16 protein-coding genes and 1 pseudogene are annotated in these 16,277 nt (G+C 67.6%); 12 read left to right on the top strand and 5 right to left on the bottom strand.

All coding sequences use genetic code 11. From position 1 onward, the window contains the following. Nucleotides 1-19 precede the first annotated feature (19 nt). The 7 genes and pseudogenes from queE (at nucleotide 20) to bioF (ending at nucleotide 5,073) form a co-directional block, all read left to right on the top strand. Nucleotides 20-658: a 7-carboxy-7-deazaguanine synthase gene (gene queE, locus D5041_RS16165; RefSeq protein WP_265285209.1), complete on the top strand. Its 639-nt coding sequence runs from the start codon at nucleotides 20-22 to the stop codon at nucleotides 656-658. Between the two features lie 9 nt (nucleotides 659-667). Next, nucleotides 668-997, top strand: a pseudogene (locus tag D5041_RS16160) (6-pyruvoyl trahydropterin synthase family protein); the annotation flags it as partial. 102 nt (nucleotides 998-1,099) lie between these two features. Further along, on the top strand, nucleotides 1,100-2,434 hold the full coding sequence (gene bioA, locus D5041_RS16155) for an adenosylmethionine--8-amino-7-oxononanoate transaminase (protein WP_265281898.1): 1,335 nt from the start codon (nucleotides 1,100-1,102) through the stop codon (nucleotides 2,432-2,434). After that, nucleotides 2,431-3,093, top strand: coding sequence for a dethiobiotin synthase (gene bioD / locus D5041_RS16150; RefSeq protein WP_010099992.1), 663 nt, complete (start codon nucleotides 2,431-2,433; stop codon nucleotides 3,091-3,093). The genes bioA and bioD overlap by 4 nt, the downstream gene beginning before the upstream one ends. Before the next feature lie 48 nt (nucleotides 3,094-3,141). Further along, nucleotides 3,142-3,414 (top strand): hypothetical protein, encoded by a 273-nt coding sequence (locus D5041_RS16145; RefSeq protein ID WP_010099993.1) that lies wholly within the window; start codon nucleotides 3,142-3,144, stop codon nucleotides 3,412-3,414. Nucleotides 3,415-3,576: 162 nt separating this feature from the next. Then, nucleotides 3,577-3,837 carry a hypothetical protein gene (locus tag D5041_RS16140; protein WP_265280723.1) on the top strand — a complete coding sequence of 87 codons (261 nt, stop codon included), beginning with the start codon at nucleotides 3,577-3,579 and terminating at the stop codon, nucleotides 3,835-3,837. Between the two features lie 15 nt (nucleotides 3,838-3,852). After that, nucleotides 3,853-5,073, top strand: a complete 1,221-nt coding sequence (bioF, locus tag D5041_RS16135; RefSeq protein WP_265256740.1) for an 8-amino-7-oxononanoate synthase — start codon at nucleotides 3,853-3,855, stop codon at nucleotides 5,071-5,073. Nucleotides 5,074-5,079: 6 nt separating this feature from the next. Here bioF and D5041_RS16130 read toward each other — a convergent pair whose 3' ends face one another. From D5041_RS16130 to gpmA, 4 genes are all read right to left on the bottom strand, one after another. After that, entirely contained in the window at nucleotides 5,080-5,487 is a 408-nt protein-coding gene (locus D5041_RS16130; RefSeq protein ID WP_029553981.1) for a response regulator, read from the bottom strand. Nucleotides 5,488-5,610: 123 nt separating this feature from the next. Then, on the bottom strand, nucleotides 5,611-6,360 hold the full coding sequence (locus tag D5041_RS16125) for a HesA/MoeB/ThiF family protein (RefSeq protein WP_010099997.1): 750 nt from the start codon (nucleotides 6,358-6,360) through the stop codon (nucleotides 5,611-5,613). 22 nt (nucleotides 6,361-6,382) lie between these two features. Beyond that, nucleotides 6,383-7,819: a carboxyl-terminal processing protease CtpA gene (gene ctpA, locus D5041_RS16120; protein ID WP_010099998.1), complete on the bottom strand. Its 1,437-nt coding sequence runs from the start codon at nucleotides 7,817-7,819 to the stop codon at nucleotides 6,383-6,385. 138 nt (nucleotides 7,820-7,957) lie between these two features. Then, complete coding sequence (gene gpmA, locus D5041_RS16115; RefSeq protein ID WP_265256739.1) at nucleotides 7,958-8,701, bottom strand: 2,3-diphosphoglycerate-dependent phosphoglycerate mutase; 744 nt, start codon at nucleotides 8,699-8,701, stop codon at nucleotides 7,958-7,960. 75 nt (nucleotides 8,702-8,776) lie between these two features. On the opposite strand from gpmA, the gene D5041_RS16110 reads away from it, so the two are divergent. The 4 genes from D5041_RS16110 (at nucleotide 8,777) to D5041_RS16095 (ending at nucleotide 11,170) form a co-directional block, all read left to right on the top strand. Next, nucleotides 8,777-9,181 carry a rhodanese-like domain-containing protein gene (locus D5041_RS16110; protein WP_010100000.1) on the top strand — a complete coding sequence of 135 codons (405 nt, stop codon included), beginning with the start codon at nucleotides 8,777-8,779 and terminating at the stop codon, nucleotides 9,179-9,181. A 103-nt stretch (nucleotides 9,182-9,284) separates the two neighbouring features. Further along, nucleotides 9,285-9,545 (top strand): glutaredoxin 3, encoded by a 261-nt coding sequence (grxC, locus tag D5041_RS16105; protein WP_010100001.1) that lies wholly within the window; start codon nucleotides 9,285-9,287, stop codon nucleotides 9,543-9,545. Between the two features lie 109 nt (nucleotides 9,546-9,654). Continuing rightward, complete coding sequence (gene secB / locus D5041_RS16100) at nucleotides 9,655-10,119, top strand: protein-export chaperone SecB (RefSeq protein WP_010100002.1); 465 nt, start codon at nucleotides 9,655-9,657, stop codon at nucleotides 10,117-10,119. A 37-nt stretch (nucleotides 10,120-10,156) separates the two neighbouring features. Next, on the top strand, nucleotides 10,157-11,170 hold the full coding sequence (locus D5041_RS16095; protein WP_265285208.1) for an NAD(P)H-dependent glycerol-3-phosphate dehydrogenase: 1,014 nt from the start codon (nucleotides 10,157-10,159) through the stop codon (nucleotides 11,168-11,170). A gap of 30 nt (nucleotides 11,171-11,200) precedes the next feature. Here the strand turns inward: D5041_RS16095 and ylqF are convergent, their stop codons facing one another. Further along, nucleotides 11,201-12,160, bottom strand: coding sequence for a ribosome biogenesis GTPase YlqF (gene ylqF, locus D5041_RS16090; RefSeq protein WP_265285207.1), 960 nt, complete (start codon nucleotides 12,158-12,160; stop codon nucleotides 11,201-11,203). Nucleotides 12,161-12,450: 290 nt separating this feature from the next. Here ylqF and D5041_RS16085 point away from each other — a divergent pair, with 290 nt between their 5' ends. Beyond that, a complete protein-coding gene (locus tag D5041_RS16085) occupies nucleotides 12,451-16,083 on the top strand; it encodes a DEAD/DEAH box helicase (protein WP_265285206.1) in 3,633 nt (1,210 codons plus the stop codon). The last annotated feature ends 194 nt before the right edge of the window (nucleotides 16,084-16,277 follow it).

Here is a 16,277-nt window from a genome sequence, read left to right as displayed (position 1 = left end):
CCACCCCGGAACACAGCGCATGCGCTACAGCGTCAAGGAAATTTTCTACACCCTGCAGGGCGAAGGCGGTCAGAGCGGAATGCCCGCCGTGTTCTGCCGCTTTGCCGGCTGCAACCTGTGGACGGGCCGCGAGGCGGACCGCGGCGCCGCGATCTGCCGCTTTTGCGACACCGATTTCGTGGGCATCGACGGCACGCTGGGCGGCAAGTTTTCCACTGCCCAGGCGCTGGCCGACGTGATCGCCGCGCAGTGGCCCGCGCACGACAGGGAGCACCGCCTGGTGGTGCTCACCGGCGGCGAGCCCCTGCTGCAATTGGACGCCGCGCTCATCGACGCCCTGCACGCGCGCCACTTTCGCATCGCGGTCGAGAGCAACGGCAGCATCGCCGCACCGCCCGGAATAGACTGGCTGTGCGTCAGCCCCAAGGCCGGCGCGCCCTGGATCCAGACGCGCGGGCAGGAACTGAAACTCGTATGGCCTCAGGCCGGGATGGACCTGGCGACCATGGCGCGCACCGGGCAGTTCGGCCTGCGCTTTTTGCAACCCATGGACGGGCCGCAGCAGGCCGCGAACATCGCCGTCTGCATCGCCGCCTGCCTGGAGCAGCCCGTGTGGCGCCTGAGCTTGCAGACGCACAAGGTCAGCGGAATACGCTAAGTTTCGGCCATGCAATCGACGGCACTGACCATTTCCCAGCGCTTCTTCTTCGACGCGGCGCACACCCTGCGCCGCGAGATCGAGGCCGAAGGCAGCCTGCGCGTGCACGGCCACAGCTACCACGCCGAGGTCTCGCTCAGCGGCCCCTGCGACCCGGCCAGCGGCATGGTGCTCGACTTGGGTCTGCTGCGCCGGGGCCTGGACGCGGTGCGCGCGCAACTCGACCACCGCATGCTCGACGAGGTGCCCGGCCTGGGCACGCCCACGCTGGAAAACCTATGCCTCTTCATCGCGCAGGCCCTGCCGGCCGAACTGCGCCCGCGCGCCTGCCGCGTGCGTGTCTGGCGCGAGGCGCTGGGCGACAGCTGCACGCTGGATTTGCCGATCCCTGCTGCGTCCATTGCGCCGCTCACTCCGCCCTGCGACCCGGACAGCGCGCGCATGCGCGCCGCCGCCACCGACACGCTGGCCGCCCGCAGCCTGGCGCATGTGTGGCACCCCTGCACGCAGATGAAGCGCCACGAGGCGCAGCCGCCCGTGGCCATCGCGCGCGCGCAGGGCCCCTGGCTATACGGCAGCGACGGCCGGCGCTATCTGGACGCCATCAGCTCCTGGTGGGTCAACCTGTTCGGTCATGGCCACCCGCACATCAAGGCTGCGCTCGCCGACCAGTTGGAGCGGCTCGACCACGTGCTGCTCGCCGGGTTCACGCACGCGCCGGTGGTGGAATTGTCCGAGCGCCTGGGCGCGCTCACCGGTCTGGGCCATGCGTTCTACGGCAGCGACGGCGCCGCCGCCACCGAGATCGCGCTGAAGATGAGCGCGCATTACTGGCGCAACCAGGGGCGCCCGGGAAAGAGCCGCTTCGTGGGCCTGGCCGGCGGCTACCACGGCGAGACCGTGGGCGCGCTGGCCGTCACCGACATGGCGCTGTTCCGCGAAGCCTACGCCCCGCTGGTGCGCCTGGCCGCGACCGTTCCCAGCCCCGACGCACGCGGCGCAGAGCCCGGCGAGAGCGCCCGGGACGTCGCCCGGCGCGCGGCTGCGGCGCTCGAGGCCTGGCTTGCCGAGCACCACGCCGAGACGGCCGCGCTGATCGTCGAACCCCTGGTGCAATGCGCCTGTGCAATGGCCATGCACGACCCCGAATACCTGCGCCTGGCGCGCGCCCTGTGCACGCGCTACGAAGTGCATCTGGTGGTCGACGAGATCGCCGTGGGCTTTGGCCGCACCGGCAGCATGTTCGCGCACCAGCAGGCCGGAATCCGACCCGACTTCATCTGCCTGTCCAAGGGCCTGACGGGCGGGACGCTGGCGCTGTCCGCCGTGCTCACCAGCGACGCCGTGTACGCCGCGTTCTACGACGACGAGGTGGCGCGCGGCTTCCTGCATTCGCACTCGTACACCGGCAACCCGCTGGCCTGCCGCGCGGCGCTGGCCACGCTGGAACTGTTCGATCGGCTCGACGCCCTGAACACGAACCGGGCGCTGGCCGCGCGCATCGACGCCGCCTGCGCGCCCCTGACCGGGCACCCGCGCGTGCGCCATGCCCGGCGCCTGGGAATGATCTGGGCCTGGGACATCGCCGACACCCGGCCCGACTTTGCGCGCCGCTACCACCAGCAGGCCCTGGCGCGCGGGCTGCTGCTGCGCCCGATCGGAAACACGCTGTACGCCATGCCGCCCTACGTGCTCGACGACGAGGCCGTGCACTGCCTGGCCCGCGGCGCGCTCGCGGCCTTGGAAGCTACCTTGCAGGAGGAAGCCGCCGCATGATCGGCTGCTTCGTCACCGGCACCGACACCGGCGTCGGCAAGACGCTGGTCGCCGCAGGTCTGCTGCACGCCCTGGCACGCAGGCACCGCCGCGTCGTCGGCATGAAGCCCGTGGCCGCCGGTCTGGACGGGAACGGGGACAGCGAGGACGCAAGCGCGCTGCGCGCCGCGTCCACGCTGGCCGTGCCAGCGGCGCTGGACAACCCCGTGCTGCTTGCCGACCCGCTCTCGCCGCATATAGCAGCGCAGCGTGCGGGCGTGCGGATCGACGTGAGCGCCCTGGTGCGCAGCTACCAGGCCCTGGCGGCGCAGGCCGACGCCGTGGTGGTGGAGGGCGCGGGCGGCTTTCACGTGCCGCTGTCCGATAGCGCCACCGGCGCCGACCTGGCGCAGGCCCTGGCGCTGCCCGTGGTGCTGGTGGTGGGTCTGCGCCTGGGCTGCCTGAGCCATGCGCTGCTCACGGCCGAGGCCATCCGCTCGCGCGGCCTGGCGCTCGCGGGCTGGGTGGCGAACCGCGTGCACCCCGCGATGGACGCCGTTGACGAAAACATCGCCTATCTGCGCACCCACCTGGGCGCGCCGCTGCTCGCGGACATTGCGCACCAGAGGCCGCCCGACGCGCGCAGCACGGTGCTCGCACTGCCCGCGCAGTGGCAATAAGCATGGGCCATGCAGACTTGTATCTGCGACCGATAAAATGGGCGCCTCATGCAAGTCGAGTCGGAACTTTATTCAGCCCTGCTGGACGCCGGTGTTTCCAAGGAGAAAGCCGAGCGGGTGGCGGACGCACTTTCCAGGTCGATTGACCAACGTTACGAGGCCCACAGCGCCGTGCTCGCCACAAAATCCGACATCGAGACGCTTCGCGCCGAACTTCGTGCCGACATGTTCAAGGCGCTCACGGATCAGACTTGGAAGCTCGCAGGCATTGTCTTGGCTGGAATGGCCTTCGTCGTTGCCGCCCTCCGGTTTGCGCAGTAGCCAGCCGCGGGAACAGTTTCTGGATCGACGAGATCCCCGCCCGCCTGGCCGCCATCGAGGGCGCGCGTTCACACTGCCCGCGCAGTGGCAATGAACGGGGGGCCAAGCATGGGCAATGCCGGCTTGTCGCCCTGTATCTGCGACCGATAGAATGGACGCCTCATGCAAATCGAATCGGAACTTTATTCAGCCCTGCTGGACGCCGGTGTTTCCAAGGAGAAAGCCGAGCGGGTGGCGGACGCACTTTCGAAATCGATTGACCAACGTTACGAGGCCCACAGCACCATGCTTGCCACAAAGTCCGACATTGAGGCGCTTCGCGCCGACGTGTTCAAGGCGCTCACGGATCAGACTTGGAAACTCGCAGGCATTGTCTTGGCTGGAATGGCCTTCGTCGTTGCCGCCCTCCGATTTGCGCCGTAGCCAAGCCAGGGCGACATGGAGCCGAATCCGGAGCGCGGGAACAGTTCCTGGATCGACGAGATCCCCGACCGCTTGGCCGCCATCGAGGGCGCGCACCTGCTGCGCCGCCGCCGCGTGGTGCAGCCCGCGGGGGGCGCGCACCTGTTGGTTGACGGACAGCCCCTGCTGGCGTTTTGCAGCAACGACTACCTGGGCCTGGCCAGCCACCCGGCGCTGGCCGAGGCCGCGCGCCAGGCCACGCACCGCTATGGCCTGGGCTCGGGCGGCTCGCCCCTGGTCAGCGGGCACAGCGCCGCGAATGACGCACTGGAGCATGAACTCGCCGCCTTCGTGCAACTGCCCCGGGCGCTGTACTTCTACGCGGGCTACGCCACGAACACCGGAATCATCCCCGCGCTGGTAGGGAAGGGCGACGCGCTGTTTTCCGACGCGCTGAACCACGCTTGCCTGATCGACGGTGCGCGCCTGTCGCGCGCCACCATCGTGCGCTATCCGCACGCCGACTTGGCAGCGCTCGGGGCCGCGCTGGCCGCGAACCCCGCGCGGCGCAAGCTGGTCATCAGCGACGCCGTGTTCAGCATGGACGGCGACCTGATCGACATCCCCGCGTTGCTGGCCCTGTGCGAGCGCCACGACGCCCTGCTGCTGCTCGACGATGCGCACGGTTTTGGCGTGCTCGGTCCGCAGGGGCGTGGCAGCCTGGCGCAGGCGGGCCTCACGGGCGCCGCCGCAGCGCGGCGCGTTCTCTACATGGCCACGCTGGGAAAGGCCGCCGGTGTCGCAGGGGCCTTTGTCGCGGGCGACGCCACCCTCATCGAATGGCTATTGCAAGGAACGCGCAGCTACATCTTTGCCACCGCCGCCCCGCCGCTGTTGGCCAGCGCCCTGCGCCAGAGCCTGCGGCTCATGGCCGCGGCCGACGACCGGCGCGCGCAGTTGGACGCGCTCATCGCCCAGCTGCGCGAGGGGCTCGCCGCGCTGCCGCAGCACCTCGGCTGGCGGCTGCTGCCCTCGCAAACGCCCGTGCAGGCGCTGGTGGTCGGCCGCAGCGAAGACGCTCTGGCCCTGATGGACGGCCTGCGCGCCCGGGGTCTGTGGGTGCCTGCGATCCGCCCGCCCACCGTGCCGGCGGGAACGGCCCGGCTGCGCATCGCGCTGTCGGCCGCGCACACGGCGCACGACGTGCAGCAATTGCTGGACGCGCTGCACGCGGCGGCATCCGACCCCGCGCTGTGAGTGCGATCACCGCAGAGGGGAGGGCGCGTCCGCTGCCTTCGGGCCGTTGCCGTGCAGAACGCAGTAATCCACCAGCGCGTCGATTTCGTTGGATTTGTCGAAAACCGCGTCCACCCCCAGCTGCGCGCAGCGCATGCGCACGTCCGGTGTCGCGTAGTTGCTCAGCACCACCATCTTTTGCTCCGGGCGGCGCGCGCGGCAGGCGGCCAGAACCCCCAGGCCGCTGCCCTGGCGCAGAAACAGATCCACGATGGCCAGATCCCACTGGCCGCTGTGCGTCGTAAGCCACTCCTTGCCCGCGTCTTCGGTTTCGGCAATGCCTACGGCCTGCACCGATGCCAGTTCCTCCAGGGTAGCGATCAGGTTCTCCCGAATGGTCGTGTTGTCTTCGACGATGTAGATGCGCAGTTTCACGGGGGAGTCCAGTTTTTGGGCAATGCAAGGATGTGCAAGGACGCGGTGGACGGTTCTCGGATCCAGGCGTTCGAAGGCTCGGATTTTGCCAGCAGCGAGCAGGATCACCCTGTAGGAAAAAGTCTATTGCGCAGAGCACACCGGGCAGTCGGGAGCGCGCTGCACGCGCATGCTGCTCCACTGCATCGAGCGGCCGTCGAGCATCAACAGCCGCCCGGCCAGCGACTGCCCCATGCCCGCCAGCAGCTTCAGCGCTTCGGCAGCCTGCATGGCGCCGAGCACGCCGACCAGCGGGGCAAACACGCCCAGCGTGGAGCAATGCGCTTCTTCAAAGTCGGCGTCCGGCGGGAAGATGCAGGCGTAGCACGGGGAGCGCGCGGTGCGCGGGTCAAGCACCGTGATCTGCGCGTCAAACCGGATCACCGCCCCGGCCACCAGGGGCCTGCCATGGCGCACGCAGGCGGCGTTCACGGCGTGGCGCGTGGCGTAGTTATCGCTGCAATCGAGCACGACGCTGGCCTCCCGGACCAGGCCGTCGAGCATGGCCGCATCCGCGCGGGCCGCGAGCGCCGTGATCTGCACCCCGGGGTTGATGGCCGCCATCGCCTCGGCCGCCGACTCCACCTTGGGCCTGCCCACCCGGGCCGTGGTGTGCGCGATCTGGCGTTGCAGATTCGTCAGGTCCACCACGTCGCCATCGACCAGCGTGATCCGGCCGACCCCCGCGGACGCGAGGTAGAGCGCCGCCGGCGAACCCAGCCCGCCGGCGCCGATGATCAGGGCATGCGCTGCCAGAATCCGTTCCTGCCCTTCGATGCCCACTTCATCGAGCAGGATGTGGCGCGAATAGCGCAGAAGCTGCTCGTCGGTCATGGGGGTCCGGGCAGCGCGGGGCTCAATTGCCTTTCTTTTCTTCCTTGCGCTCGGTCAAGGTCTTGCTCACGATCACGGTCTGGCCCTTGAGCTGGTTGAGCGCCTGCGCCAGCTGGAAATCCTTGTCCGACCCGAACTCCGGGATCTTGCGCTCGGGGATCGGTTTCTTGGCTTCCTCCTCCATGCGCCTGCGTGCTTCCTCGCGGGCTTCTTCGCGCGCCGGGTCCTTTTCCTCCTCGCCCTGGCCGCTGCCCAGGTGCTTGTCGAGGTCGGCCTCGCGCATGCGCAGGGCGGCGAAGATGTTGCCCTCCTGCGACTCGTCGACCATGACGTCCGGCACGATTCCCTTGGCCTGTATCGACTTGCCGCTGGGGGTGTAGTAGCGCGCCGTGGTGAGCTTGATCCCGGTGTCGGGGCCCAGGGGACGCACCGTCTGCACCGAGCCCTTGCCAAAGGTCTGGTTGCCCATGATGGTGGCGCGCTTGTGGTCCTGCAGGGCGCCGGCGACGATCTCGCTCGCCGAAGCCGAGCCCTCGTTGACCAACACCACGAGCGGGATCGATTTCAGGGCCTCCGGCAGGCGGCGCAGCGGGTCCGCGCTGCCACGGCGCTGGTAGAACTCGGGCGCGGCCTTGTAGGTGGCCTTGCTGTCGGCCAGCTGACCGTTGGTCGTGACCACGGTGATGTTTTTCGGCAGGAAGGCCGCCGAGATGGCCACTGCGGCGTCGAGCAGGCCTCCGGGGTCGTTGCGCAGATCCAGCACCAGGCCTTTGAGGTGGGGCTCCTGCTTGTAGACCTCTTCCACCTTGCGCACGAAGTCATCCACCGTGCGCTCCTGGAACTGCGAGAGGCGAATCCAGGCGTAGCCGGGCTCGATGACCCGGCCCTTGACGGACTGCGTCCGAATCTCTTCGCGCGTGATGTTCACGGGGAAGGTGCGGCTCTCGTCCCTGCGAAAGATGGTCAGCGTGACCCGGGTGTTGGGCTCGCCGCGCATGCGCTTGACGGCTTCGTTCAAGTTCAGGCCCTTGACGGCGGTGTCGTCGATCTTGGTGATCAGGTCGTTCGTCTTCAGGCCGGCGCGGAACGCGGGAGAGCCCTCGATGGGCGAGACGATCTTGATCAGACCGTCCTCCTGCGTGATCTCTATGCCCACGCCGACGAAGCGGCCGGACGTTCCTTCGCTGAATTCCTTGAAGGACTTTTTGTCGAAATACTGGGAGTGCGGATCCAGGCTGGACACCATTCCGGAGATGGCGTCGGTGATGAGCTTCTTGTCGTCCACGGGCTCGACGTAGTCGGTCTTCACCAGACCGAATACCGCCGACAACTGCTGGATTTCCTCCAGCGGCAAGGGCGCCATCGCGCCGCGCGCGCCCGATTGCAGCGACGCCGTGGTGAGCGCTCCCGCCACCGCGCCGATCGCTACCCACCCGGCAATTTTGAGATTCTGGCCCATACGACACCTTTTATCGCTTCATGCTTGATCAATTACACACCCTGGATGGGGCCGCTACCCGCTGCGCGCAGATGTTCGTTCGTTTATCGCAGGTTTCGGGCCGACCGGACAGGACCGCCCTCCTGCTTTGCGCAGGTCTTACGCGCTGCCCTGCGCCGCCACGGCCGCCGCAGCCTGCGCGGCCGCCTGCGCATCGCCCAGATAGTAATGGCGGATGGGCTGGAGGTCGGCGTCGAGCTCGTACACCAGCGGAATCCCGTTGGGAATGTTCAGACCCACGATGTCGCTCTCGGAGACGCCGTCGAGGTACTTCACCAGAGCCCGGATGGAGTTGCCGTGCGCGGCCACCAGCACGCGCCGGCCCGAGCGGATGGCGGGCGCCATGGCGTCGTTCCAGAAGGGCAGCACGCGGGCCACGGTGTCCTTGAGGCATTCGGTCAGGGGCACGCTGCCGGCCGCCAGCGCGGCGTAGCGGCGGTCAGCGCGCTCGCTGCGCGCATCGTCGGCTTGCAGTGCGGGGGGCGGCGTGTCGTAGCTGCGGCGCCACAGCAGCACCTGCTCGGCGCCGTATTGCCGGGCCATGTCGGCCTTGTTCAGCCCTTGCAGCGCGCCGTAGTGGCGCTCGTTCAGGCGCCAGTCCTTGAGCACCGGGAGCCAGCTGCAATCCATCGCGTCGAGCACGTGCCAGAGCGTGTGCACCGCGCGCCGGAGCACGCTGGTGAAGGCCAGGTCGAACGCCCAGCCCTCGGCCGCGAGCAGCCTGCCTGCCGAAAGGGCCTGCGACACGCCGGTGGGCGTGAGGTCGACGTCGGTCCAGCCGGTAAAGCGGTTTTCAAGGTTCCAGGTGGATTCGCCGTGGCGAATCAGAACGAGTTTGTGCATGGCTTGCCCCGGGAAAGGCGGGTCGCAAATCCATGCATTCTAAAATCGCGCCGTCCGCCAACCCAAGGAAGCCCCGTGAAATTTATTGTTGACAACTGGTATCTGCTCCTCCTCGCACTGGTTTCGGGCGGCATGCTGCTGTGGCCTGCGCTCAGGAACGTCAGCGGCAGCCAGCTGACACCCGCGGCTGCGGTGCAGTGCATCAACCGCGAAAAGGCCGTGGTCATCGACGTCTGCGGGGCCGAGGAATTTGCCGCAGGCCACGTGGGCGGCGCCAGGAACGTGCCCTTGGGCGAACTCGAGGAACGCCTGCCCGCGCTGGTGAAGAACAAGGCCCTGCCCGTCGTGCTGGTGTGCGCCAGCGGGGCCCGCGCCAAGCGCGCGGCGGCCATCGCCAGGAAGCTGGGCTACGAAAAGGCCCAGGCCATGGCGGGCGGCCTCAGGGCCTGGCGCGCGGCCAGCTTGCCGGTGGAAAAATGATCCCCTTGGGGTCGCCCGCGCGGCGGCCCGGGACACGCCCATTTACATGCGGCCGGGGGTCTTGCGCTAGCGTGGTGGAAAACTGTTCAGAGAAGGGATCGCCATGCAGACCGTGAAGATGTACACCACCGCCATTTGCCCCTACTGCATCCGGGCCAAGCAACTCCTCAAGTCCAGGGGCGTGGCGCAAATCGAAGAAATCCGCATCGACACCGACCCCACGGCGCGCGGGCACATGATGGAGCTCACCGGCCGCCGCACGGTGCCGCAGATCTTCATTGGCCAGACGCACGTGGGGGGCTACGACGACCTGCTGGCGCTCGACGGCCGCGGCGAACTCAACGCCCTGCTGGGCGCCGCCTGATGCTGCGCGCGGGCGCGCTGCATAATGCGACCCCATGTGCCCGCTGCGGGAGCCGCTCCCCGGCGGGTTTTGTTTTGCCCAAACCCAAGCTAGCAAAGAGACCGTCGCCATGGCCGATCAAGACAATGCCAACCCCGTGTTCCAGATCCAGCGCATCTACCTCAAGGACATGTCGCTGGAGCAACCGCATTCGCCCGCCATCTTGCTCGAACAGGAGCAGCCCAGCGTGGACATCCAACTCGGCGTGGAAGCCAGCCCCGTGGCCGAGGGCATCTTCGAGGTGGCCGTGACCGCCACGGTGCAAACCAAGATCAAGGACAAGACCGTGTTCCTGGTCGAAGCCAAGCAGGCCGGCATCTTCGAGATCCGCAACGTCCCGCAAGACCAGATGGGTCCCATCATGGGCATTGCATGCCCCCAGATCGTCTACCCCTACCTGCGCGGCAACGTGGCCGACGTGATCAACCGCGCGGGCTTTCCGCCCGTGCATCTGGCCGAAATCAATTTCCAGAGCATGTACGAACAGCAGCAGGCGCAGTCTGCCGACACGGCTGCGCCGACCACCGTGCAGTAATGCGGCCGGCCCGCCGGACGCCGCAGCGCCATCGGCCATGAAAATCGTGCTTCTTGGCGCCGGAGCCTGGGGCTCCGCGCTCGCCATGAGCGCCGCCCGGCACCCGGCGGGCCACGCTGTCACGCTCTGGGCGCGCGACGCCGCGCAGGCGCAGGGCATGCGTGCCGAGCGCTGCAACACGCGCTATCTGCCAGCCATCGCCTTCCCCCCCGCGCTGCACATCGCCGACGGCAACCCCGCAGCGCTGCTGCCCGGCGCAGACCTGCTCATCGTGGCCACCCCCATGGCCGCGCTGCGCGGCATGCTGCAGGCGCTGCGCGGTTGCAGCGTTCCCGTGGCGTGGCTGTGCAAGGGATTCGAGGCGGCGCCGGAAAACGACCCCGGCGCGCATGGATTGCTGGCGCACGAGGTGCAGGCGCTGGTCGCTCCCGAACTCATGGCCGCAGCCTTCAGCGGCCCCAGCTTTGCCCAGGAGGTCGCCCTGGGCCAGCCCACGGCGCTGGTCGCGGCGAGCCCGCATTCCCGGGTGCGCGAGGCCCTGGTCCGGTCCTTCCACAGCCCCAGCCTGCGGGTGTATGCGAATGAAGACATCGTGGGGGTCGAGGTCGGCGGCGCGGTGAAGAACGTGCTGGCGATTGCCACGGGCCTGTGCGACGGCCTGGCCCTGGGGCTGAACGCCCGCGCGGCGCTCATCACCCGGGGCTTGGCCGAAATGACGCGGCTCGGTCTGGCGCTGGGCGCGCGGCCCGAGACCTTCATGGGCCTCTCGGGCCTGGGCGACCTGGTGCTCACGGCCACGGGCGCGTTGTCGCGCAACCGGCGCGTGGGCATGCTGCTGGCGCAGGGCAAGAGCCTTGCCCAGGCGCTGGAATCGCTGGGGCACGTGGCAGAGGGCGTCTACAGCGCGCGCACCGTGGCCCAGCGCGCGCACCGGCTGCGGGTGGACATGCCGATCACCCGGGCCGTCGTGGATTTGCTCGACGGCCGGCTCGGTCCCGCCGACGCCGTGGCGCTGCTGATGGGCCGCAGCCCGGCGTCGGAACCGGGATGATTTGCGCCATTCGCGGCGGCTGGAAGCGGTTCAATCCGGGTCGGCGTGCGCAGCGGCTGCGCGCGCGCCCTTGCCCTTGCTGCGCGCGTCCTTCCTCGCCTGGCGCCTGGCGTCCTCGGCCACGGCGGTGGCGCGCCAGGTCTGGAACTCTTCGGGCGTCTCCAGCGTGATGCGGCCCAGGAGGGCGCTGCGGAAGTCGGTGAGCACGATCCCGGCGGTCTTGGGCAGGTCCACGCGCCCGCCACCCTGCACGGCGCCGCGCCGCCTGCCAATCGTCTGGAGCAGGTCTGCGTCGTGCATGCCGGCCAGCGCGTGCGCATCCAGGCCCAGCTTGTAGCGCGCCTCCAACCGGGGGGCGTAGTGCGCTTGCAGACGGCGCAGCAAATGCAGCGCCACCAGTTCATCGTCGTAAGCATTGCGGCCCATGGCGCCGCTGGCGGCCAGGTGGAGGCCGCTTTCGGGAACGCCGATGCGCGGCCACAGCATGCCGGGCGTGTCCCACAGGTAGAAGTCGTCGGCCAGCGTGATGCGCTGCTCCTGCCGGGTGATTCCGGCCTCGTCACCCGTCTTGGCCTGGCGCTTGTCGCTCAGGGTGTTGATGAGCGTGGATTTGCCCACGTTGGGAACGCCGCAGATCAGCACCCGCAGGGGCTTGGCCATTCCACCCCGCCCGGGCGCGAGCAGCCGGCAGTCGGCAATGAGCTTGCGCGCCGGTGCGCCAGCGCAGGCGTCCAGCGCCACGGCGCGGGTGCCGTCCTGCGCCGCGTACCAGTCGAGCCATAGCGCCGTGCGCGCGGGGTCGGCCAGATCCTGCTTGTTGAGCAGCTTGAGCGTGGGCCGGTGGCCCGTGAGCTCGCGCAGCAGCGGGTTGGCGCTCGATCCCGGCAGGCGCGCGTCGAGCACCTCGATCACCACGTCGATGCCCTCGACGCGCCCGGTGATGGCTTTGCGGGTCAGGTGCATATGGCCTGGGAACCATTGGATGGACATGCGCGGGGGGCTTTCTTCTTCGTTCAGGAAATGGACCCGAGGATAAACGCGCTGCGCCTGCATGAGAAACGCGGCATGGCAGCGTTCCCCAGTTCAAGGGCACGCTCACAGCCCGTGCAACGTGCGCCATGTGCGCGAACTGACCTGCGCGCAAGAGCAACTCGGGCAGGACTGGGCGGGTGACTCGATCGAGGGGCTGCTTCACCCAAGCCTGTTAGCCTTGCGCCGCGCAGCGAAGCCGCTGCCCGTGTTCAGCACACGCATCCATGTTCGCCAAAGGAGAGGCCGCCTTGTCATTCACCGCAGAGGAATCCGGTTGTGCACCGATGAGTCGCAGCGAACTGCTGCGGGCTTGCCACTACTGGACGGGCATCGAATACTTCAACCTGACCGAGGCGCCCGAGGAGGACGAAAAAAAACGTGTCTGGCGCATCGAACTCAACGCTGACCTGCCGTGGATTGACCCGGATCGCCGCAAGCGCCTGTGGGCGCCCAAGGGTTACGAAACCAAGCTGCTCGCCTTTCTCGGCGTGATGGATATTCGGCAGGTGACTGCTGATTTGCGCACGCTGCTCGGCGCATCACCGGTGGACCCGCGCAAGATGCGTTCTGCCGGCGACACACCGATGATGGTGCTTCAGCTGAACGCCGATGGCTTCGTCACCGGCGACGTCTTCATCTCCTCGTTGCCCTGGGCGATGGGTCGTGTCGCGCGTGGCGGCAGCATGGCCGACTTCAGCGGATTCGGGGGCGTCTGCGACGGCCTCAAATCGCAGGTGAGGGCCTTGCTCGTGAAGCGCTTGCTGATTTCAGAGCAGGACGATGACAAGGCCAAGCCGGACGGCCCGGATCCAGCGAATCAGGAAGGCAGCGAACGCCTGAGGCCGTTGACCGTCGAGGACGTGCCGCACGTACTGGCGCTGGTGCAGGACGCACTGGGTTGGTGTCCGACGCATGCGCCCACTCTGCTTCAAATTCAGGCGCGGCTGGTGAAGATGTCCGAGTCGGACTCGATGGACGACACCACCCTCTTCAATTCCTTCGTGGCCGAGGACATCCGGATCGTTTGCGGCGAGTTGGCGCAGGGGCACTGCGGGCCTGCCTTGGCGGGCTACTTGCGGGGCCGACGTGCGCCAGACAGGTTCGATTTGCGCGATGGCGATCCCCAGGGTGGCCGTGGCGAGCTGCTCGCCGCCGTGCAGCCGACGCGCATGCCTGCCGGGTGCTGGCCTGACAAGAAACTCGTCATGGCCCAGCAGTTCGCCGTCAACAAGATTGCGAACACGCTGCTGCCCGAGTCCGGCATCTATTCGGTCAACGGGCCGCCAGGCACGGGAAAAACCACGCTGTTGCGCGATGTGGTGGCTGCCGTCGTGGTGGAGCGGGCACGGCGAATGACAGCGTTTGAACGACCGCTGAATGCCATGGGCTCGTCCATCAAGCTCGAAGGGGAATACCGCTACGGCACTCCGAGGGCGATCGACGCGAGCCTGTGCGGCTTGGGCATCGTCGTCGCGTCGTCGAATAACGGCGCGGTCGAGAACGTGACCAAGGAGCTGCCGATGGCGAGCGATGCACTGAACCAGTTCGGGTTGGACTACTTCTCCATCGTCGCCGACTCCGTGGCCTGCGGCAAGCGCGAGAAAGTTCGACCCGCCAAGCGCCGGAATTGGGGCCTGATCGCCGCCGTGCTTGGCAGCGCCTCGCGTCGTCGGTCGTTCGCCGAACGATTCTGGTGGGAGGACACGCCGAAGCCGGACACCGAACCCGATCCGCTGCGTTTGCGCAGCCTTCCAGGTGTCATGAAGGAAGGCTTGCACGGGGCGAAGCCCTGGGCCGAAGCGAGAAGGAATTTCAACGCTGCGCTGCGTGCAGCGCAGGAGCGGGCCGCACACGTTGAACAGGCCGCAGGCAAGGCGATACGACGCGCCGCGCTGGATGAGGCCCACGCGGAGGTTCGTCGCGGTATCGACACCGCCAAAGCGCAGTGCGCTGCGCTGAAGCAAGCGGCGCACGAGCAGCGCGAGCGCGTTGACAGCTTGTCCGCACAGCATCTTCAAGCGCAGGCCCGCCGGATGGCCGCAGAACAACGCCTGGCCGCCGCCGCCGCGCGAGACAGCGCCCGGCTGGCGCTCGATGCCTTCCAGGAGCACTTTGATCCGGACCAAGAGCCCACGCTGGCGGCTGAAGCCGTCATGCTTCAGGAACAAGCCATCGCTGCGGCGCGCGAATCCGGGACGATCAACGCACAGAAGCCGTCCTTTCTGGACTGCCTCTTTGATCGGGGCGCGAACAGGCGGTGGAGGGAAGGTGCCGCACAGGCTGCCACGCGGGCGCGCACGCTCGCCGACGCTGCGGCAACTGCGAGGAAGCATCACGCGCACGCCGAGATCCGGTGCCGCCAGTTGCTGAGGCTGGCGTCCGGGTTACAAGCGGCCGAACTCTCCTGGGCCGAGGCGCAGGCCAATGCCCGCGCGCACGGTGTGCAGGATGAGTCGATCGAACTGCTTGGCCAAAACATGGCACAGCTGGCGTCAGAGCTCGCACTCGGGCGAATCCGCCTGGAGGCGGCGAATCATGCGGCGGCGGCCCAGGCGAGCGCCCTGGAGAAGCTGATCGCAAAGAGTGAGTCGGACGCTCCAGAGCGCGCCAGCATCGGAAACTGGTTTGCCAAAAATTCCACCAGCGATGACTTCATTCGACAGGCATCAATGGCCGGGTTGGACGACGCCGAACTGCAATTGTTGAGTCCGTTCGAGGACGAGGAATTGTTGCTTCTGCGAAGAGAAGTATTTCGTCATGCGATCGAGGTTCACAAGGCCTTCGTCGCCGACGCCTGGAGCGCATTGAGACCCACACTGGGTCTGTTCATGGAGGTGCTCAAGGGGGCGCGTTCGCCCCATCTCGTGTCGAGCGGGGTGCAGGCCTTGTGGGAAGCCTTCTTTCTCGTGGTGCCCGTGGTCTCGTCGACCTTTGCGTCGTTCTCCAGGCTGTTTGCGGGCATGGGGCGAGAGAGTCTGGGGTGGCTTCTCATCGATGAAGCTGGCCAGGCACCGCCCCAGGCAGCATTGGGCGCGATCTGGCGCTCGAAGCGCGTTGTGGTGGTGGGCGACCCGCGCCAGCTCGAGCCGGTGGCAAAGCATCCGGTCGAGATGCTGGAACCCTGGCGGAGCCATTGCGCTGCCCAAAGCCTCTGGACGCCTGGAGAGTGCTCCGCACAATCGCTGGCAGACATTGGCAACCAGTACGGCACGTACCTCGCGGCCACCGGCGATTGCGAACCCACGTGGGTCGGCAGTCCGTTGCGCGTCCACCGACGTTGTTTGAACCCGATGTTCGATGTGGCCAACGAGATCGCCTACGGCGGCGTGATGGTTCACGCCGTTCAGGAAAAACGCGACGCCTGCGCGTGGCTGGGGGCGAGCTGCTGGATCGACGTTGAGAGTTCGGATGCCGAAGGCCATTGGATTCCGAAGCAGGGCGACCGGGTCATGAAGATGTTGGAGGACATGCGGGCGATGACCGGCGGGGCGATCCGCAACGCGGATGGCGCGCTGTATTTCAACGTCATCAGCCCATTCAAGGCCGTGGATTCGCGGATGCGGGACTTGCTCTACCGTGCCTACCCGGCGAATCGGTTTGAAAAAGCCGCAGACATGGCCGGAACGGTTCACACCTTCCAGGGCAAGGAAGCCGCAGTCGTCGTTCTTGTGCTGGGCGGCGACCCGAACAAAGCGGGTGCCATCAGCGAGTTTGCCGGCAATGTTTCAAAGCCGAACCTGCTGAACGTGGCCGTGACCCGCGCGAAGGAGCGCATCTACGTCGTCGGTGACTTGGCGCTGTGGCGACGGCACAGCGCGCTGTACGACAAACTTGCAACGCATCTGCGGGCTGGTGGCTCGGGATTTGCTGCCTCGCTCTGAAGGCATTGCCACGCTGCAAACCAAGCCCGCTGGTCTGGCGCTACACGCAACGGGTCGCACATTGAGGCCGTGAGCCTCAACCCCGAACGCGATTCGGTCATCAAGACGCATTCGCGCGCACAGGATATTCAGCCGATGGCTGTTTGAATGAGGCGACAACTATCCTGACACGCGCCGGTGCGGTTGCGGACTCG

The organism is Verminephrobacter aporrectodeae subsp. tuberculatae (assembly GCF_026127385.1).
Lineage (GTDB): Bacteria > Pseudomonadota > Gammaproteobacteria > Burkholderiales > Burkholderiaceae_C > Acidovorax > Acidovorax aporrectodeae.
This window is presented reverse-complemented; position numbering and strand designations above follow the sequence as displayed.